Here is an 18,111-nt window from a genome sequence, read left to right as displayed (position 1 = left end):
GACGGGACGCGCTCGCCCCGTCACCCGGGCCGTCAGCTACAACCCGAAGTCGCGCCGCAGCCTTCGCAGGCGTAGCACGACCCCGCCGGGCGCATCTTCGTTCCGCAGGTCATGCAGAGCGGGGCGTCCGCCGCCTTGCCGAGGCGGAGCTCCATCAGCTCCGTCGTCGTCTGGGCTTCGCGGTGGGGGTGCTCCGGCTCCGCCACGTGCGGCTCCGGTGACGCGTCCACAGTGGACTGAAGGGCTTCGAGGTCGACCTTCGGGGCGCCGTACGCCGCCTCGACTTCGGCCGACCGCTCGTCCGCCGAGAGGATGCCCAGCTGGGAACGCTTCTCGTACGGCAGGTAGTCCAGGGCCAGCCTGCGGAACAGGTAGTCCATCACGCTCGTCGCGATGCGGATGTCCGGGTCGTCCGTCATGCCCGCCGGCTCGAAGCGCAGGTTGGAGAACTTCGAGACGTAGAACTCCAGCGGGATGCCGTGCTGGAGGCCGACCGAGATCGACATCGAGAACGCGTCCATCACGCCGGCCAGCGTCGAACCCTGCTTGCCGAGCTTGACGAAAATCTCGCCGAGGCCGTCGTCCGGGTACGAGCCCGCCGTCAGGTAGCCCTCCGCGCCGCCGACCGTGAACGACACCGTCTGGCTCGGGCGCTTCTTCGGGAGGCGCTTGCGGACCGGCCGGTATTCGACGACCTTCTCCGGCTCGGCGGCGGCGGTGTCCGCGGTCTTCTTGGCCGTGGACAGCGGCTGGCCGACCTTGCAGTTGTCGCGGTAGATCGCGAGGGCCTTCAAGCCGAGCTTCCAGCCCTGGAAGTAGATCTCCTCGACCTCTTCGACCGTCGCCGACTCCGGCATGTTGACCGTCTTCGAGATCGCGCCGGACAGGAACGGCTGCACCGCGGCCATCATCCGGACGTGGCCCATCGGGGCGATCGAGCGCTCGCCGACCGCGCAGTCGAACACCTCGTAGTGCTCGGGACGCAGCCCCGGCGCGTCGACGACGTGACCGTGCTGCGCCACGTACTCGACGATCGCCTCGACCTGCTCGCCCGGGTAGCCCAGGGCCTCCAGCGCGCGCGGCACCGTCTGGTTGACGATCTGCATCGAGCCGCCGCCGACGAGCTTCTTGAACTTCACCAGCGAGAAGTCCGGCTCGATCCCGGTCGTGTCGCAGTCCATCATGAAGCCGATGGTGCCGGTGGGCGCGAGCACCGACGCCTGCGCGTTGCGCCAGCCGTGCTTCGCGCCGATCTCGATGCCCTTCTGCCACTCCTCCGTCGCCAGCGCGCGGACCGCGGCGTCGTTCGAGTGGTAGGTGCGGACGAGCTCGTTCGCCGCCGCGTGCTTGCGCATCACGCGCTGGTGCGCCTCGGCGTTGCGCGCGTAACCCTCGTACGCGCCGACGACCTGGGCCATCTCCGCCGAACGCCGGTACGACACGCCCGTCATCAGCGACGTGATCGCCGCCGCGAGCGCGCGGCCGCCGTCGGAGTCGTACGCGTGCCCGAGCGCCATCAGCAGCGCGCCGAGGTTCGCGTAGCCGATGCCGAGCTGGCGGAACTTCCGCGTGGTGTCGGCGATCGGCTCGGTCGGGAAGTCCGCGAAGCAGATCGAGACGTCCATCGCCGTGATGACGAGCTCGACGGCGCGGGCGAACAGCGGCGCGTCGAAGGTGCCCTGCGGGGTCACGAACTTCAGCAGGTTCAGCGACGCGAGGTTGCAGCTGGAGTTGTCCAGGTGCATGTACTCGCTGCACGGGTTCGACGCGGTGATCCGGCCCGACTCGGGGCAGGTGTGCCAGTCGTTGATCGTGCCGTCGTACTGGATGCCGGGGTCGGCGCACTCCCACGCGGCCTGGGCCATCGTGCGGAACAGCTTCTTCGCGTCGGTGCGGTCGATGACCTCGCCGGTGAGCCGGGCGCGCAGGCCGAAGTCGGTGCCGTTCTCGACCGCCTGCATGAACTCGTCGGACACGCGGACCGAGTTGTTCGCGTTCTGGTACTGCACCGAGGAGATGTCCGCGCCGGAGAGATCCATGTCGAACCCGGCGTCGCGCAGGACCTTGATCTTCTCCTCTTCGCGCGCCTTGGTCTGGATGAACTCTTCGATGTCCGGGTGGTCGACGTCGAGCACGACCATCTTCGCCGCGCGCCGGGTGGCGCCGCCGGACTTGATGGTGCCCGCGGACGCGTCGGCGCCGCGCATGAACGAGACCGGGCCGGACGCGGTGCCGCCGGAGGTCAGCAGCTCCTTCGAGGAGCGGATGCGGGAGAGGTTGAGCCCGGCGCCGGAGCCGCCCTTGAAGATCAGGCCCTCTTCGCGGTACCAGTTGAGGATCGACTCCATCGTGTCGTCGACGGCGAGGATGAAACACGCCGAGACCTGCTGCTTCGACGGCGTGCCGACGTTGAACCAGACCGGGGAGTTGAAGCTGAAGACCTGGTGCAGCAGCATCCAGGTGAGTTCGTGCTCGAAGATCTCGAGGTCCTGCGGGGTGGCGAAGTAGCCGTGGTCGCGCGCGGCCTTGACGTAGGTGTGCACCACCCGGTCGATGAGCTGCTTGAGGCTGCGTTCGCGCTGCGGGCTGCCGACGGCGCCGCGGAAGTACTTGCTGGTGACGATGTTGGTCGCGTTGACCGACCAGAAGTCGGGGAACTCGACGCCGCGCTGCTCGAAGTTCACCGAGCCGTCGCGCCAGTTGGTCATGACGACGTCCCGCTGCTCCCAGGTGACCTGGTCGTACGGGTGCTGCCCCTCGGTCGTGAAGACGCGCTGGACGCTCAGCCCGCCGGCGGCCTTGCCTTTTTTGCCGGCGGCCGCGCGGGCCCCCGTTCCCACGGTTTCCGTCATCGGTTGAACCCTCTCCCGCAGCGGGACGGCTCAGTGGCCGTCTTCGCGCTGATCGCTGTCCTTCTGGGCAGCAGCACCCGCCATGGCCTCACGGAGGTCGGCGATCTCCTTCTCGAAGTCTTCGACCGAGGAGAAGGAGCGGTAGACACTGGCGAACCGGAGGTAGGCGACCCCGTCGAGCTCACGCAGCGGGCCCAGGATGGCCAGGCCGACTTCGTGACTCGGGATCTCCGCCAGCCCGGCGGAGCGGATCGACTCCTCCACGCGCTGCGCGAGCTGCTGCAGCGCGTCGTCGTCGACCGGCCTGCCCTGGCAGGCGCGGCGGACGCCGCTCACCACCTTGTCCCGACTGAACTGTTCGGTGACCCCGGACCGCTTGACGACGGCGAGCACCATCGTCTCCGACGTCGTGAACCGGCGACCGCACGACGCGCACGAGCGCCGCCTGCGGATCGCCTGGCCTTCATCCACCTCTCGGGAGTCGACGACCCGAGAGTCCGCATGCCGGCAGAACGGGCACCTCATCCGCCGATCACCTTCCCCTCCGCGCCGGCCGCCCCGGTCGACGTCCGCCGGCCACCACGCGTGGCCGGGTTTCCGAGCACCGGGCACCCCTGCACCTGGTGATCGTTTTGTGGACATCCGGTGGGTAAGAGCCGACCAGCTGTGGACAACTGCTGTCCAGTCTACCCCAACCTGTGGACCAACTACAGCGGTGTAACTACTACATATAGCGGCGAAGGGTAGAACTCGAGCGGTGCGCGCGCAAGCGGCACGCCGGGCCGGATCCCCGCCCGGGTGAGTGCGGTTGACGGCCCCGGCGGATCAGGGTGCGGGGACGGCGGCCGGGTCGGCGACCGGGACCGTGAGCGGCAGCCCGGGCACCAGAACGGCCCGGTCCAGGCGATTCAGTTCCTTGATCCGGGCGACAACCGCGCCAGGCTCACTGTCTGGCGCGAATCGCGCGGCCAGCGAAGCGAGCGTGTCGCCCTGGCCGACGGACACCGTTGCCGTCCGCTCGGGCACCGGGGCACCGGACGTCTCGCCGCCCAGAAGACCCAATCCGGTGATCATCAGGCAGCTCGCGACGGCGAGCGCGGCGAGCCACGGCCAGCGCACCGGCACCCGCCGCGGCGCCGCGCACGGGGCACCGGCCGGGCGGCGGCCCGCCACGACCCGCGCGCGCGTCGGCGGACGGTGCACCTCGCCGCGGCGCCCGCGCAGCACGCGCACGGGACGGAGGGGCGCCGGGACCGGGGTCGCCGGGCGAACGTGTCCGCGTTCGGCCAGAATGGACATCCGAACCTCCTCGAAACCCTGTGTCCGCCCGTTTTCCCGGACCGGGAGCGGCCCGTGGATCAAGGTCGAACAGGCGTTCTATCGAACGCCCGCGCGAAGGTCTACCACCTGCCACCGACAAAATCGAGCGGACACGGCGTGTCGATCGAACAGATGTTTGAAATCGTCGTGCCCGGGGGCTAACGTCGGTGACCAGGGCATCTGCCGGGCAGATGCCGCCGGCGAGCCTGCCCGCAACCCCGCGGGCGGCGGCCGGCGCGCAGATACGTGCAGCGAACGTCTGGGAGGCGACGCAGTGGCGAAGGAGAACAAGGCGGGCAGGACCAGTGGGTCCCCCGGCGGCTCGGGCAAGGTGCACGCCATGCCCGAGGTGTACGACGTGGACGAGACCCTCACCGTCCGCCAGCAGCAGGTGCTCGACGTGATCCGCTCGTGGGTGAGCCGGTTCGGCTACCCGCCGAGCGTCCGCGAGATCGGCGAAGCGGTGGGGCTGACGTCGACGTCGTCGGTCTCCCACCAGCTGCGCGCCCTGCAGCGCAAGGGCTACCTGCGGCGGGACGCGAACCGCCCGCGCGCGGTCGGCGTCCTCTCGGCGACCGACGACAACCCCATGGGCATCGAGATGGACCAGCAGCCGGTGATGCCGAAGGCGGCGTACGTGCCGCTGGTCGGCCGGATCGCGGCCGGTGGCCCGGTGCTGGCCGAGCAGGCCATCGAGGACGTCTTCCCGCTGCCGCGGGAGATCGTCGGCGAGGGCGAGCTGTTCCTGCTGAAGGTCACCGGTGACTCGATGGTCGACGCGGCCATCACCGACGGCGACTGGGTCGTGGTCCGCCAGCAGCCGGACGCGGACAACGGCGACATCGTCGCGGCGATGATCGACGGCGAGGCCACGGTCAAGACGTTCAAGCGCAAGGGCGGCCACATCTGGCTGATGCCGCACAACGAGGCGTACGAGCCGATCCCCGGCGACGACGCCACGGTGCTCGGCAAGGTCGTGGCTGTTCTGCGCCGCCTTTGAGGGGCACCCGGGCTTTCGCACGGCCCGGGAGAACCACCTGATCGGATGATCTTCGGCCGTGGGGAGCCGAAGGTCAGCGGCGGACTCGGCGGCGCAGCCTGCTGAAGCCGAACCAGCCGAGGCCGACCACCGCGAGCGTGATCCCGGCGGCAGGCAGGACGGGGAGCCCGGCCCCGTCCTCCGCCGAACCGGACGACGCGTTCGCGCCGGCCGAGGTCGTCCCCTCCGCCGGTGCGCCGGACTGCGCGGCCAGTGCCGCCGCGCCCCGCACCGCGCGGAGGGGCTGACCGACGCCTTCGCTGCCGGAAATCAGCGTCCCGTCGGGGTCGAACGCGATCGCCTCGCCCTGCTTCTCCCCCGGCAGCGGAATCCGCACCGGGTTGCGCTGCAACGCGGCCAGCACATCACCGTCCGGAGCCGCGTACACGTAGGCGTCCGTATAGGTCCGCAACGCGACCACGCTGCCGTCCGCCGCCGTAGCACCGCCCGTCACCAGCACCGAGCCGATCGAGCCCACCGGGCCGCCCTGGGTGTCCGTCGTGGCGATCTTCACCGTGCCGACCTTCTCCAGGTTGGTCGGTCCCGGGCTCGCCAGGGGACCCGAGGGCCGGTACACCCGGGCCTCGCCGAGGACGTCCTTGGTGATCAGGTACGGCGTGCCCGCCTTGTCCATGATCAGCGCTTCGGTGTCGTGCTGACCGTCGGGGTAGGTGAGCCGGTGGACGGTGACCTTGCCCTGCGGGCTCATCTCCAGCAGGGCGACCGTCAGCCTGCCCTTCTGGTTGTCGCCGGTGTCGGACAGCCACAGCGTCCCGTCGGGCGTCCGGGCCAGGTCCTCGACGTCGAACGGGTCCGTCTTGTCCGTGAGGACCTTCTGCACCTTGCAGTCCCGGCCGAGCACGAACACGTGGACCTTGGTGCCGCCGTCGTTGATCGCGTACAGCTTCGACCCGTCGGAGACCAGGCCGGACAGCTCGCCGATCCGGGAGTCCTTCATCGTGCACAACGGCTCCGGAGCCGGAGCCGCCCAAGCGGGGGCCGCCCCGCCCAGCACGGCCGTGAAGACCAGAACGACAGCCCAGCGCACCCAGCCACCTCCGTAGTGTGCGACCCCTTCGGTCGCACACTACGGAGACGTGTCAGGCCCTGGTCGAGTTGGTCTCGTACTCGCGCAAAGCCGCCGCGAGCTCCGGGCGGACCCGCACCAGCAGGCGCGTGCCCTCCTCGAGGTGCTCCTCTTCGAGGACTTCGCCGTCCGCGTGCGCCCGCGCGACCAGTTCGCCGCGCGAGTACGGCAGGAGGACGTCGACCGTGACCTCCGGCCGCGGCAGGCGGTCGGCGATCACCTCGACAAGCTCCGGGATGCCCGCCCCGGTCCGGGCCGAGACCTGGACCGACCCGGCCAGCGCGTGCCGCAGCCGGGCCAGGCTGACCTCGTCGGACGCGTCGGTCTTGTTGATCACCAGCAGCTCCGGCGGGAGCGGCTCCTTGCGCTTGCGCGTGATCTCGGCGAGCACCTCGCGCACCGCGCTGACCTGCTCCTCGGGCGCCGGGTCGGACCCGTCCACCACGTGCACGAGCAGGTCCGCGTCGGCAGCCTCCTCCAGCGTCGAGCGGAACGCGTCCACCAGCTGGTGCGGCAGGTGCCGCACGAACCCGACGGTGTCGGTCAGCGTGTAGCCGCGGCCGTCCGGCGTCTGCGCGCGCCGGGTGGTCGGGTCGAGGGTGGCGAACAGCGCGTCCTCCACCAGCACCCCGGCCCCGGTCAGCGCGTTGAGCAGGCTCGACTTGCCGGCGTTGGTGTAGCCGACGATCGCCACGCTGGGCACCTCGTTGGCCAGCCGCCGCCCGCGCTTGGTCTCGCGGATGGTGTCCATGGCCGCGATCTCCCGGCGCAGCTTCGCCACGCGCTTGTTGATCCGCCGCCGGTCGGTCTCGAGCTTGGTCTCACCGGGACCGCGCAGGCCCACGCCGCCGTTCGCGCCACCGGCGCGGCCACCGGCCTGCCGGGACAGCGACGCACCCCACCCGCGCAACCGCGGGATCAGGTACTGCAGCTGGGCCAGCTCGACCTGCGCCTTGCCCTCCTTCGACCGGGCGTGCTGGGCGAAGATGTCGAGGATCAGGGCGGTCCGGTCGATGACCTTGACCTTGACCTTCTCCTCGAGCTGCCGCAGCTGGCCCGGCGAGAGCTCGCCGTCGCAGATCACGGTGTCGGCGCCGGTGGAGCCGACGATGTCCCGCAGCTCCCGCACCTTGCCCGAGCCGATGTAGGTGGCCGGGTCCGGCTTGGTCCGCCGCTGGATGAGGCCTTCGAGGACCTCCGAGCCCGCCGTCTCGGCCAGGCGCGCCAGCTCGGCCAGCGACGCCTCGGACTGCAGGGCCGTGCCCTCGGTCCACACGCCGACCAGCACGACGCGCTCGAGCCGCAGTTGCCGGTACTCGACCTCGGTGACGTCGTCCAGCTCCGTGGACAGTCCCCTGACCCGGCGCAGCGACGCCCGGTCCTCGAGCTCCATTTCGCCTGTCGACGGGTCGCCGTCGTACAGGTCGTCGTCGTGGTCTTCGGTGTGTGTCAGTTCTGTCATCGTGCCTCCATGTTCCCACGATTCGCCGCGGGAACCGAACTTTTACGTGCTGGGATAGGTGGCGAGGTAGACCGCGGTGCGCTCGGCGCCGGGACGGCGTGGGCGCGCGCGGAACTCCTCGAGCAGGGCGTTGAGCCGCGATTCCAGCTCCGCCCGCTCCTCGGGGGCCACCTGGACGACCAGGCGTGACTGGTGCACGCCCTCGAATCCGGTCTCGGCGATCTCGGCCAGATAAGCCTCGAGAACCGCCTGTTCCACGCCCTTGTCACCGCATGAGTCGAGTGTCCACGAAAGCCCCGTCGAAAGATACGGGATTTCCCGGGCGCCCCGGGCCCCGCGGCGCGGCGGCTGCGCGGCAAGGAAGCCGGTGTCGACGAGCTTGCGCACGTGGTGCAGCGTCGTCGCGGGGTCCCGGCCCAGCCTTTCGGCCAGCTCCTTGTTCGTCAGCGCCTCCGAAAAGGTCAACCGGATGATGCGCAGCCGTATTCCGGAGGCCAGCGCGGCGGCCTCGGCTTCGGTCGCGGGACGTCGTTTCGCGGGGAGCACTGCGACAGCCTAGAGCGAACAGTGATTGACACTTTCCAATCACTCCCGCCAGACTCGGGAGCCATGCACAGGGGGTCACTCTTCCGCCACGCCGACTTCAGACGGCTCTTCGCCGGCGACACGGCGAGCCAGTTCGGCACCACCGTCGGGTACACCGCGATCCCGCTGCTCGCCGCGGTGACGCTCGCCGCGACGCCGTTCGAAATGGGGCTGCTGACCGCGGCCCAGACGCTCGCGTTCCTGCTGATCGGGCTGCCCGCCGGGGTGTGGGTGGACCGGCTGCGCCGGCGCCGGGTGATGCTCACCGCCGACTTCGTCCGCTTCGCGCTCCTGTTGAGCGTGCCGCTCGCCTGGTGGGCGGGGGTACTGACGCTCGCCCAGCTGCTGGTGGTCGTGCTGCTCGTGGGCGTGGCGACGGTGTTCTTCGACGTCGCCTACCAGTCCTACCTCCCCTCGCTCGTCGGCCGGGAGCACCTCCTGGAGGGCAACGCCAAGCTGCAGGCCGTCCAGTCGGTCGCGGGGGTCGCCGGGCCGAGCGGCGCGGGCGTCCTGGTCCAGCTGGTGAGCGCGGCGAACACCGTGCTGGTCACCGCGCTGGGCTATCTGGCGTCGGCGCTGTGCCTGGTGCGGATCCGCGCCGTCGAACCCGAGCCGGAACGGCCCGGGCACACGCGGCTGCGGCCGCAGATCGCCGAAGGGCTGCGGTTCGTCTTCTCCGACAAGCCGTTGCGCGCGAGCGTGGGCTGCACGGCGACCGGGAACCTCTTCAACGGCGCCTTCACCGCGGTCGAGGTGCTGTTCCTGACCCGCACCGTCGGGCTGCCGCCCTCGGCGGTCGGCGTGCTGCTGGCCGCCGGCAGCGTCGGCGGGATCCTCGGCGCGATCTGTTCCGGGGCGCTCACGCGGCGGATCGGCCACGCCCGGTCGATCTGGCTGGTTCCGCTGCTGACCTGGCCGGCGCACCTGCTGGTCCCGCTCGCCGAGCCGGACTGGCGGCTCGCACTGGCCGGGTTCGGGCTGGTCGTGGCCGGGTTCGGCATCATCGTCTACAACGTCGCCTCCGTCTCCTACCGGCAGGCGATCTGCCCGGACCGGCTGCTCGGCCGGATGAACGCGAGCGCGCGGTTCGTCGTCTGGGGCACGATCCCGCTCGGCGGGCTGCTGGGCGGCGCGCTCGGCGAAGGACTCGGGCTGCGCGGGGCGATGTGGGTGGCGGTGATCGGCGAGGCCGCGGCCGTGCTGTGGGTGGTCTGCTCGCCGCTGCGGCACATGCGTGACCTGCCGACCGAAGCGAAAAGCGATTCCACCGCCGCCTAGAGTTGTTCCATGAGTACCCCATACGAACGCCCGCGAGTCCCGGACAAGGTCGGTGTCGACGGTCTGGAGGCCAAGTGGGTACCCGTATGGGAGTCCACCGGCGCCTACCGCTTCGACCGCAGCAAAACCCGGGACGAGGTCTACTCGATCGACACTCCCCCGCTGACGGTCAGCGGGTCGCTGCACATCGGGCACGTCTTCTCCTACACCCACACCGACGTGCTCGCGCGGTTCAAGCGGATGCGCGGGCTCGAGGTCTTCTACCCGATGGGCTGGGACGACAACGGCCTGCCCACCGAACGCCGGGTGCAGAACCACTTCGGCGTCCGCTGCGAGCCGTCGCTGCCGTACGACCCGGGGTTCCGGCCGCCGGAGAAGCCGGGCAAGGACGTCGTCGCGGTGTCGCGCCGGAACTTCGTCGAGCTGTGCGAGTCCCTGACCGTGACCGACGAACAGGTCTTCGAGCAGCAGTGGCGGCGGCTCGGGTTGTCGGTCGACTGGACGACGACGTACCAGACGATCGGGCGCGCGTCGCGGCTGATCTCGCAGCGCGCGTTCCTGCGCAACCTCGATCGCGGCGAGGCCTACCAGGCCGAAGCGCCGACGCTCTGGGACGTGTCGTTCCGGACCGCCGTCGCCCAGGCCGAGCTGGAGGACCGCGAACGCCCGGGTGCCTTCCACGACCTCGCCTTCACCGGGCCGGACGGCGCGGACGTCGTGATCGCGACGACCCGGCCGGAGCTGCTGCCCGCCTGCGTCGCGCTGGTGGCGCACCCCGCCGACGAGCGGTTCAAGCCGCTCTTCGGGAAGTCCGTGCGGACGCCGGTGTTCGGCGTCGAGGTGCCCGTGGTGGCGCACCACCTCGCGGATCCGGAGAAGGGCCGCGGGATCGCGATGGTGTGCACCTTCGGCGACACCACCGACGTCACGTGGTGGCGAGAGCTGCGGCTGGCCACGCGGGTGGTGCTGGGCCGCGACGGCCGGTTCCTGCCCGACGCGCCGTCCGGGGTGCCTTCCGAGGCCTACGCGCCGCTGGTGGGCAAGACCGTCCACACCGGACGCGAGATCATGGTGCGCCTGCTGCGCGAAGCCGATGCCCTGCGCGGGGAACCGCGGCCGATCACGCACTCGGTGAAGTTCTACGAAAAGGGCGACAAGCCCCTGGAGATCGTCGCCAGCCGGCAGTGGTACCTGCGCAACGGCGGGAACGACGCCGCCTTCCGGGAGAAGATGCTGGCGCGCGGCGAAGAGCTGGACTGGGTGCCGAAGCACATGCGCGTGCGGTACTCGTCGTGGGTGGAGAACCTGGCCGGCGACTGGCTGATCAGCCGTCAGCGGTTCTTCGGCGTGCCGATCCCGCTCTGGTACCGGCTCGACGCGGACGGCGAGCCGGACCACGACGCGCGGCTGCTGCCGGACACGCTGCCGGTGGACCCGAGCAGCGACGTCCCGCCGGGCTTCACCGAGGACCAGCGCGGGGTGCCGGGCGGGTTCGCCGCCGATCCCGACGTGATGGACACGTGGGCGACGTCGTCGCTGACGCCGCAGATCGCCGGCCGGTGGAGCATCGACGACGACCTGTTCTCGCGCGTGTTCCCGATGGACCTCCGGCCGCAGGCGCACGAGATCATCCGCACCTGGCTGTTCTCGACGGCGGTGCGTGCGGAGCTGGAGCACGGCGTGCTGCCGTGGCGGGCGGCGTCGATCGCGGGCTGGGTGCTCGACCCGGACCGCAAGAAGATGTCGAAGTCCGTCGGCAACGTGGTCACGCCGGCGGAGCTGCTGGAGCGCTTCGGCTCGGACGCCGTGCGCTACTGGGCGGCGAGCGCGCGCCCGGGCGTCGACACGGCGGTGGACGAAGGCCAGATGAAGGTCGGGCGGCGGCTGGCGACGAAGCTGCTCAACGCGAGCCGGTTCGTGCTCGGCCTCGGCGTGCCGATGCCGGGCGCGGTCGCCACCGAGCCGCTGGACCGGGCGCTGCTGGCGGCGCTTTCCACCGTCGTTTCGTCCGCGACCGCCGCGCTGGAGGCCTTGGACTACGCCCGGGCGCTGCAGGCGATCGAGACGTTCTTCTGGACGTTCTGCGACGACTACGTCGAGCTGGTGAAGGGCCGCGCGTACGGGGATCGCGGTCCCGAAGCGGCCCAGTCCGCACGGGCGGCGCTGGTGACGGCGCTCTCGGCGTTGCTGCGGCTGTTCGCGCCGTTCCTGCCGTTCGCGACCGAGGAGGTCTGGTCGTGGTGGCGGCCGGGGTCCGTGCACCGGGCCGGCTGGCCCACGGCGTCCTCGTCCGAGGGCGACCCGGAGCTGCTGGCGCTGGCGAGCCAGGTGATCGCGGCGGTCCGCCGCGCGAAGACCGACGCGAAGGTGTCGATGCGCACGGCGGTGGAAAGCCTCACGGTGACCGGCCCGGCGGACGTGCTAGCGCGGTTCGGCGAGATCGAGCCGGACATCCGCACCGCGGGCGCGATCGCGGACGTCACGACCCGTGAAGGCGGCTTCGCGGTGGAGGCGAAGGTCTGACGCCGGTGGGCCGCCGTCAGGAACCGGCGGCGGCCCACCAGGCTTCGTCGAGCTCGCCGCGGGCCACGATCTCCGCCGGCCCGGACAGCGTGGACGCGCCGCGGGACACCGTCACCTCGACCCGGCCGCCCGGGATGTCCACAGTGGACCTCCCGGTGTCGGTGCCAGCCAAGTGGAACGCGGCCGCCACCGCGGCGACCGTGCCCGTGCCGCACGCCCGCGTCTCGCCCACCCCGCGTTCGTGCACGCGCATCCGCAGCGCGCCTTCGCCGAGGCGGTTGATGAACTCGAGGTTCACGCCGTTCGGGAACACGTCGTGGTCGAAGTCGGGCTGGTCGCGCAGGTCCAGCCCGGCCACGTCGTCGTCGAGCAGCGAGACCAGGTGCGGGTTGCCGACGTCGACCGCGACGCCGGAGAACGGGCGGCCGGCCACCACCGTGACCGACGTGCCGGTGATCGTCGCCGGTCCCATGTGGACGGTGACGGAGCGGTCCGGGTGCACCACGACCGGGCGGTCGCCCGCGCGGGTGCCGACGACGAACTCGCCCTCGGCGGCCAGGCCCGAGTCGACCAGGTAGCGGGCGAACACGCGCACGCCGTTGCCGCACATCTCCGCGATCGACCCGTCGGCGTTGCGGTAGTCCATGAACCACTCGCCCGCGGACGGTTCGCCGAGCGCGCCGGCGCGCACGACGCGCAGCACGCCGTCGGCCCCGAGGCCGCGTTGGCGGTCACACAGCGCGGCGACCCTCGCCTCGGTCAGCTCGAGGCGGCCATCCGGGTCGGGGAGCAGCACGAAGTCGTTCTGCGTGCCGTGCCCCTTGAGGAACTCGATTCCGCCCATGGGGGCAAGATTACCGGCCCAGGGTATCCAGGACGCGCGCGGCCAGCCCGGGATCGGCGCCGTCGAACCAGTGGATCCGCTGGTCGCGGCGGAACCAGGAGCGTTGCTTGCGGACGAAGCGCCGGGTGGCCTGCGCCGTTGCCGCAGCGGCCGCCTCGAAGTCGCCGTCGCCGTCCAGTTCGGCGAGCACCTGCTGGTAGCCGAGCGCCCGCGACGCCGTCTTCCCCTCGCGCAGGCCCCGCTTCTCCAGTTCGCGCACTTCGTCGACCAGGCCGGCCTCGAACATCCGCCCGACGCGCTCGTTGACGCGCTCGTCGAGCTCCTCGGGCGTGCGGTCGACGCCGATGACGACCGTGCCGTACCGGGCGGGCCCCGGCTTCGGCAGGTTCGCCGAGAACGGCTCGCCGGTGATCTCGATGACCTCGAGGGCGCGCACGATCCGGCGGGTGTTGGTGGGCAGGATCTTGGCGGCGGCCGCCGGGTCGCGCTCACCCAGCCGGGTGTACAGCGCCGGGGTGCCGAGCTGCTCGGCTTCGGCGTCGAGCCGGGCGCGGACGGCCGGGTCGGTGCCGGGGAACCGCAGGTCGTCGAGCACGGCCTGGACGTAGAGGCCGGAGCCGCCGGCCAGCACCGGGACCTTGCCCGCGGCCAGGAGCCGCTCGATCTCGGCCCGCGCGTGCCGCTGGTAGGCCGCGACGGACGCGGTCTCGGTCACGTCCAGGACGTCGAGCAGGTGGTGGGGCACGCCGCGGCGCTCGGCTTCGGTGGCCTTGGCGGTGCCGATGTCCATGCCCCGGTAGAGCTGCATCGCGTCGGCGTTGACGACCTCGCCGCCGAGTTCTCGGGCCAGGTCCACGGCCAGCGCGGTCTTGCCGGTGGCCGTCGGGCCGACCACCGCGACGGGGCTGTTCACGGCGGCTGACGATACCTGCGGGCCGACACAGAGCGTCCACCGGAAGTAGGATCACGTGCTTCGAGTGGCCCATCCAGTACCACGGTGCGCGCTGAGCTGCTTGAATGCCGCGTGGGGCCGTAGCATCCGAGCACGGCCCGTGACGACCGCATTACCCGGCCCCGCTTCGCGGCGGGGCGCCCGCACCCGCGGGCGTACAGGCGATAAGGAGCCTGCGATGGCCCAGGAGAACACTTCCACCGGTACCCCGGCCCCGCACCCGGTGCCGCACGCGCTGCACGCCGGGCACGCCGCCCCGCCCGTGCCGCCCGCCGAACCCACCCCGTCGACCTGGGGCCGGATCGACGACGAGGGCACCGTCTACGTCGTCACGGCCGAGGGCGAGCGCGCCGTCGGCATCTGGCAGGCCGGCAGCCCCGACGAGGGTCTGGTGCACTACGCCCGCCGTTTCGACGACTTGCGCACCGAGGTCGAGCTGCTGGAGACCCGGCTGATCTCCGGGGCCGGTGACCCGAAGCACGCGCTGTCGAGCGCCACCCAGATCCGCGACGGCCTGGCCGAGGCGGCCGTGGTCGGTGACCTGGCCGCGCTCGCCGCGCGGCTGGAGTACGTCATCGGGCACGCCGAGAAGGCACTGGCCAGCGCGAAGGCGGAGCGCGAGGAGGCCAGGGCGGCGGCGGTCGCCCGCAAGCAGGCACTCGCCGAGGAGGCCGAGAAGATCGCGGCCGACTCCACCCAGTGGAAGGCGGCGGGCGACCGGCTGCGCGCGATCCTGGACGAGTGGAAGACGGTCAAGGGCGTCGACCGCAAGACCGACGACGAGCTGTGGAAGCGGTTCTCCAAGGCCCGCGAGGCGTTCAACCGCCGCCGTGGTTCGCACTTCGCCGAGCTGGACAAGCAGCGCGCGTCGGCCAAGCAGCGCAAGGAAGAGCTCATCGCCGAGGCCGAGGCCATCAGCGAGTCGGAGGACTGGGGCGAGACGGCGGGTCGCTACAAGGACCTGATGACCGAGTGGAAGGCGGCCGGGCGCGCGCCGAAGGACAGCGACGAAGCGCTGTGGCAGCGCTTCCGCGCGGCGCAGGACAAGTTCTTCGCCCGCCGGTCCGCGGTGTTCTCCGAGCGCGACGCGGAGTTCGGCGCGAACGCGGCCCGCAAGGAAGAGCTGCTGGTCGAGGCCGAGAAGATCGACCCGGCGGCCAACCTGGAAGCGGCGAAGAGCGCCCTGCGGCGCATCCAGGAGCAGTGGGACGAGATCGGCAAGGTCCCCCGCGAGCGCATCCGCGAGCTGGACGGCCGGCTGAAGGCGGTCCAGGACGCGGTCAAGTCGGCGGAGGACTCCCGCTGGCGGAAGACGGACCCGGAGGCCCAGGCCCGGGCGGCGCAGTTCCGCGAGCGGGTGGAGCAGTTCGAGTCCCAGGCGGCCAAGGCGCGCGCGGCCGGAGACGAGCGGCGGGCGAAGAAGGCCGACGAGCAAGCGGCTCAGTGGCGTGAGTGGCTGCAGGCCGCGGAAGCGGCGGTCGCGGACCGCTGAGCCTGTCCACGGTCGTGAGTGGTAAGGCGGGTTCTAACCCGCCTTACCACTCACGAGGGGCCGGGTGGGTCTCCGTGTCACCCGAAGCGGGGTCGCGAGCGCCCCGACCGGGGGTTTCCGCGCGCTCCGAGCCACCGCCGGTGCTCCACTGTCGATCATGACCAGGACACCCCGCAAGATCCTCGCCGCTCTGGCTGTCGCCGTTGCCCTCGCCGGGCTGGCCCCCGCGCTCGCCGGCCCGGCCGGAGCCGCTTCGCTCTCCTCCGTCACCGAAGTCGGCAAGGGGAAGGTGAAGGTCGAAGGGAAGCTCGGCAAGGACCACGTCAAGGTCAACGAGAAGGTCGACCTCAAGGGCACCCTGCAGGTGCTCGACGCGGCCCGGACCGATCAGACCGTCGAAACCGTCATCGTGCAGCAGCTGCAGGCCGGGGCTTGGGTGAACATCGCCGACACCACCTGCCGGCCCAACGGGGGCTTCTCCCTGCGTCTCAGCTTCAGCGTGAGCGCCACCGTCTCGCTGCGGCTCTACCACCCCGAGACCACGCTCTACGCCGCCGCTTATTCGACCGGCTCGCTCACCCTGCGCGTTGGCTGACCCCGGTCCCCACCGGTTCTCAGGACCGCGAGAACGCCGTCCGCATCCACGAGACCGCCAGGCAGATCATCGCGATCCAGGCGATCACCATGCCGAGCCCCGGGCCGCCACCCGCTGAACCCGGGGCGTGGGACGACTGCTGGGACCAGATGGCCAGCAGCCCGTCGACCGAGGCGAACCAGCCGCCCGCCGCGCAGACCCAGGACAGCCACCAGCGGCGGGTCACCAGGGCCAGCGCCGAGGCCAGGATGCCGACACCCGTCGACGTCGCCGCGAACAGCTGGGGGATGCCGCCGCCCTCGCCGGCCAGGACCTGCCAGCCCGCGTGGTCGCCGACCCACGGGAGGATCTGGCAGATCAGCAGCACGAACGTGAACACCGCGATGGTGAACCCGCGGCGGCCCAGCTCCACCGTGCGAGACGCGCGCGCGCCCGCTTCGTCGATCTCGGCCGCCAGCTCGGCCAGCTCGCCGTTGCCTCGGGACTCCGTCACAGCGCACACCCACTCACCGGTTCGGGCTGGGCGGCCGGGGCACCGAAGCCCGGCAGGCCCAGCGTGACGCCGCTCGTCTTCGGCCGCAGCCCGGCCTCCGCGTTGTCGCCGGCGCGCGTGCGTCGGTGGGACAGCAGGTCGCCGTCGGCCACCAGGTGGTGCGGTGCCGCGTAGGTGACGATCGTCTCGACGACGTCGCCGGGGCGGACCGCGCGGTCGACGTGGGCGCCGGTCGGCGTGAAGTGCACCAGGCGCCCGTCGCGGGCGCGGCCGCTCATGCGCTGCGTTTCGGCGTCCTTGCGGCCTTCGCCCGCCGCGACGAGCAGCTCGACGCGGCGGCCGACGATCTTCTTGTTCTCGTCCCAGGAGATCGCGTTCTGCAGCTCGACCAGGCGGTCGTAACGCTCCTGCACGACCTCCTTGGGCAGCTGGCCGTCCATCGTCGCGGCCGGCGTGCCCGGGCGCTTCGAGTACTGGAACGTGAACGCGCTGGAGAAGCGGGCCTGCGCCACGACGTCCAGCGTCGCCTGGAAGTCCTCTTCGGTCTCGCCGGGGAAACCGACGATGATGTCGGTAGTGATCGCCGCGTCCGGCATGGCCGCGCGGACCTCGTCGAGGATGCTCAGGAAGCGCGCCGAGCGGTACGAGCGCTTCATTTCGCGCAGCACCCGGTCCGACCCGGACTGCAGCGGCATGTGCAGCTGGTGGCAGACGTTCGGGGTCGCGGCCATGGCGTCGATGACGTCGGAGGTGAACGCCGCCGGGTGCGGCGAGGTGAACCGGACGCGCTCGAGGCCGTCGACGGTGCCGCACGCGCGCAGCAGCTTGCCGAACGCCAACCGGTCGCCGAATTCGACGCCGTAGGAGTTGACGTTCTGGCCGAGCAGGGTGACTTCGAGCACGCCTTCGGCGACGAGCGCCTCGACCTCGGCGAGGATCTCGCCCGGCCGCCGGTCGCGTTCCTTGCCGCGCAGGGCCGGGACGATGCAGAAGGTGCAGGTGTTGTTGCAGCCGACCGAAACGGACACCCAGCTCGCGTAGGACGATTCGCGGCGCGCGGGCAGCGTCGAGGGGAAGGTCTCGAGCGATTCGAGGATCTCGACCTCGGCCTCGGCGTTGTGCCGGGCGCGCTCGAGCAGCGTCGGCAGCGACCCGATGTTGTGCGTGCCGAACACGACGTCGACCCACGGCGCCCGCTTGACGATCTCCCCGCGGTCCTTCTGCGCGAGACACCCGCCGACGGCGATCTGCAGGTCCGGGTTCGCGACCTTGTCCGGGCGCAGGTGCCCGAGGGTGCCGTACAGCTTGTTGTCCGCGTTCTCCCGGACGGCGCAGGTGTTGAACACGATCAGGTCGGGCTTGGCCCCGGCGGTGGCCGGGACGTAGCCGGCGTCCTCGAGCTGCCCGGCGAGCCGCTCGGAGTCGTGCACGTTCATCTGGCAGCCGAAGGTGCGGATCTGGTACGCCCTGGGTGCCTGGTTCTCGGTCATCGGCTTCCAGGGTAACCCCCGCCTCACCAGGCAAAGCCGCCGCCCGTCCGCACCGGCGGCGGTACCCGCCCGCCGTGCCCCGGCCGGCGGGCGGCAGGC

16 protein-coding genes are annotated in these 18,111 nt (G+C 71.4%); 6 read left to right on the top strand and 10 right to left on the bottom strand.

The features are described 5' to 3' along the window. Positions 1-32: 32 nt before the first annotated feature. Together ACFPLC_RS27475 and nrdR are read right to left on the bottom strand one after the other, a co-directional pair. Entirely contained in the window at positions 33-2,852 is a 2,820-nt protein-coding gene (locus ACFPLC_RS27475; RefSeq protein WP_378202837.1) for a vitamin B12-dependent ribonucleotide reductase, read from the bottom strand. A gap of 30 nt (positions 2,853-2,882) precedes the next feature. Next, positions 2,883-3,377, bottom strand: coding sequence for a transcriptional regulator NrdR (gene nrdR, locus ACFPLC_RS27470; RefSeq protein ID WP_191314993.1), 495 nt, complete (start codon positions 3,375-3,377; stop codon positions 2,883-2,885). Between nrdR and ACFPLC_RS27465 the strand changes: the two genes are divergently transcribed. Continuing rightward, complete coding sequence (locus ACFPLC_RS27465; RefSeq protein WP_378236312.1) at positions 3,354-3,479, top strand: hypothetical protein; 126 nt, start codon at positions 3,354-3,356, stop codon at positions 3,477-3,479. The two genes, nrdR and ACFPLC_RS27465, sit on opposite strands and share 24 nt — an antisense overlap. Before the next feature lie 198 nt (positions 3,480-3,677). Here the strand turns inward: ACFPLC_RS27465 and ACFPLC_RS27460 are convergent, their stop codons facing one another. Further along, complete coding sequence (locus ACFPLC_RS27460) at positions 3,678-4,151, bottom strand: LysM peptidoglycan-binding domain-containing protein (RefSeq protein WP_378202841.1); 474 nt, start codon at positions 4,149-4,151, stop codon at positions 3,678-3,680. A gap of 361 nt (positions 4,152-4,512) precedes the next feature. On the opposite strand from ACFPLC_RS27460, the gene lexA reads away from it, so the two are divergent. Further along, entirely contained in the window at positions 4,513-5,172 is a 660-nt protein-coding gene (gene lexA / locus ACFPLC_RS27455; RefSeq protein WP_191311152.1) for a transcriptional repressor LexA, read from the top strand. Positions 5,173-5,245: 73 nt separating this feature from the next. Here lexA and ACFPLC_RS27450 read toward each other — a convergent pair whose 3' ends face one another. Genes ACFPLC_RS27450 through ACFPLC_RS27440 form a run of 3 tightly spaced genes read right to left on the bottom strand, consistent with a single transcriptional unit; the run spans position 5,246 to position 8,306 of the window. Next, positions 5,246-6,259: an SdiA-regulated/phytase-like domain-containing protein gene (locus ACFPLC_RS27450; protein ID WP_378202845.1), complete on the bottom strand. Its 1,014-nt coding sequence runs from the start codon at positions 6,257-6,259 to the stop codon at positions 5,246-5,248. Between the two features lie 52 nt (positions 6,260-6,311). After that, complete coding sequence (gene hflX / locus ACFPLC_RS27445; protein ID WP_191311119.1) at positions 6,312-7,760, bottom strand: GTPase HflX; 1,449 nt, start codon at positions 7,758-7,760, stop codon at positions 6,312-6,314. A gap of 42 nt (positions 7,761-7,802) precedes the next feature. Beyond that, on the bottom strand, positions 7,803-8,306 hold the full coding sequence (locus ACFPLC_RS27440; RefSeq protein WP_378202848.1) for an ArsR/SmtB family transcription factor: 504 nt from the start codon (positions 8,304-8,306) through the stop codon (positions 7,803-7,805). 63 nt (positions 8,307-8,369) lie between these two features. On the opposite strand from ACFPLC_RS27440, the gene ACFPLC_RS27435 reads away from it, so the two are divergent. After that, positions 8,370-9,623: an MFS transporter gene (locus tag ACFPLC_RS27435; RefSeq protein WP_378202850.1), complete on the top strand. Its 1,254-nt coding sequence runs from the start codon at positions 8,370-8,372 to the stop codon at positions 9,621-9,623. A 9-nt stretch (positions 9,624-9,632) separates the two neighbouring features. Next, entirely contained in the window at positions 9,633-12,146 is a 2,514-nt protein-coding gene (valS, locus tag ACFPLC_RS27430; protein WP_378202853.1) for a valine--tRNA ligase, read from the top strand. A gap of 16 nt (positions 12,147-12,162) precedes the next feature. On the opposite strand, the gene dapF is transcribed toward valS, so the two are convergent. Further along, positions 12,163-12,990 carry a diaminopimelate epimerase gene (gene dapF, locus ACFPLC_RS27425; RefSeq protein ID WP_378235953.1) on the bottom strand — a complete coding sequence of 276 codons (828 nt, stop codon included), beginning with the start codon at positions 12,988-12,990 and terminating at the stop codon, positions 12,163-12,165. A gap of 10 nt (positions 12,991-13,000) precedes the next feature. Further along, the gene (miaA, locus tag ACFPLC_RS27420; RefSeq protein WP_378202859.1) at positions 13,001-13,903 is read right to left on the bottom strand and encodes a tRNA (adenosine(37)-N6)-dimethylallyltransferase MiaA; all 903 of its coding nucleotides are present in this window, start codon (positions 13,901-13,903) and stop codon (positions 13,001-13,003) included. A 217-nt stretch (positions 13,904-14,120) separates the two neighbouring features. Between miaA and ACFPLC_RS27415 the strand changes: the two genes are divergently transcribed. Beyond that, entirely contained in the window at positions 14,121-15,434 is a 1,314-nt protein-coding gene (locus tag ACFPLC_RS27415; protein WP_378202861.1) for a DUF349 domain-containing protein, read from the top strand. 157 nt (positions 15,435-15,591) lie between these two features. Continuing rightward, positions 15,592-16,029: a hypothetical protein gene (locus ACFPLC_RS27410; RefSeq protein ID WP_378202863.1), complete on the top strand. Its 438-nt coding sequence runs from the start codon at positions 15,592-15,594 to the stop codon at positions 16,027-16,029. A gap of 19 nt (positions 16,030-16,048) precedes the next feature. Here ACFPLC_RS27410 and ACFPLC_RS27405 read toward each other — a convergent pair whose 3' ends face one another. Both ACFPLC_RS27405 and miaB read right to left on the bottom strand, forming a co-directional pair. Next, complete coding sequence (locus ACFPLC_RS27405; RefSeq protein WP_378202866.1) at positions 16,049-16,522, bottom strand: Rv2732c family membrane protein; 474 nt, start codon at positions 16,520-16,522, stop codon at positions 16,049-16,051. Further along, complete coding sequence (gene miaB / locus ACFPLC_RS27400) at positions 16,519-18,012, bottom strand: tRNA (N6-isopentenyl adenosine(37)-C2)-methylthiotransferase MiaB (protein WP_378202869.1); 1,494 nt, start codon at positions 18,010-18,012, stop codon at positions 16,519-16,521. Before miaB ends, ACFPLC_RS27405 begins: the two co-directional genes overlap by 4 nt. Positions 18,013-18,111: the final 99 nt, after the last annotated feature.

Source organism: Amycolatopsis plumensis (assembly GCF_042652605.1).
In the GTDB taxonomy this organism is placed as follows: Bacteria; Actinomycetota; Actinomycetes; order Mycobacteriales; family Pseudonocardiaceae; genus Amycolatopsis; species Amycolatopsis plumensis.
Note: the sequence above shows the minus strand (reverse complement) of the source record. Positions and strands in the feature narration are given on the sequence as shown.

Coding starts and splice junctions, on each gene's coding strand:
- lexA (WP_191311152.1), top strand. CDS start 4,513: ATGCCCGAGGTGTACGACGTGGACGAGACCCTCACCGTCCGCCAGCAG.
- ACFPLC_RS27415 (WP_378202861.1), top strand. CDS start 14,121: ATGGCCCAGGAGAACACTTCCACCGGTACCCCGGCCCCGCACCCGGTG.
- miaB (WP_378202869.1), bottom strand. CDS start 18,012: ATGACCGAGAACCAGGCACCCAGGGCGTACCAGATCCGCACCTTCGGC.
- ACFPLC_RS27475 (WP_378202837.1), bottom strand. CDS start 2,852: ATGACGGAAACCGTGGGAACGGGGGCCCGCGCGGCCGCCGGCAAAAAA.
- ACFPLC_RS27435 (WP_378202850.1), top strand. CDS start 8,370: ATGCACAGGGGGTCACTCTTCCGCCACGCCGACTTCAGACGGCTCTTC.
- ACFPLC_RS27410 (WP_378202863.1), top strand. CDS start 15,592: ATGACCAGGACACCCCGCAAGATCCTCGCCGCTCTGGCTGTCGCCGTT.
- ACFPLC_RS27465 (WP_378236312.1), top strand. CDS start 3,354: ATGCCGGCAGAACGGGCACCTCATCCGCCGATCACCTTCCCCTCCGCG.
- valS (WP_378202853.1), top strand. CDS start 9,633: ATGAGTACCCCATACGAACGCCCGCGAGTCCCGGACAAGGTCGGTGTC.
- hflX (WP_191311119.1), bottom strand. CDS start 7,760: ATGACAGAACTGACACACACCGAAGACCACGACGACGACCTGTACGAC.
- ACFPLC_RS27460 (WP_378202841.1), bottom strand. CDS start 4,151: ATGTCCATTCTGGCCGAACGCGGACACGTTCGCCCGGCGACCCCGGTC.
- nrdR (WP_191314993.1), bottom strand. CDS start 3,377: ATGAGGTGCCCGTTCTGCCGGCATGCGGACTCTCGGGTCGTCGACTCC.
- dapF (WP_378235953.1), bottom strand. CDS start 12,990: ATGGGCGGAATCGAGTTCCTCAAGGGGCACGGCACGCAGAACGACTTC.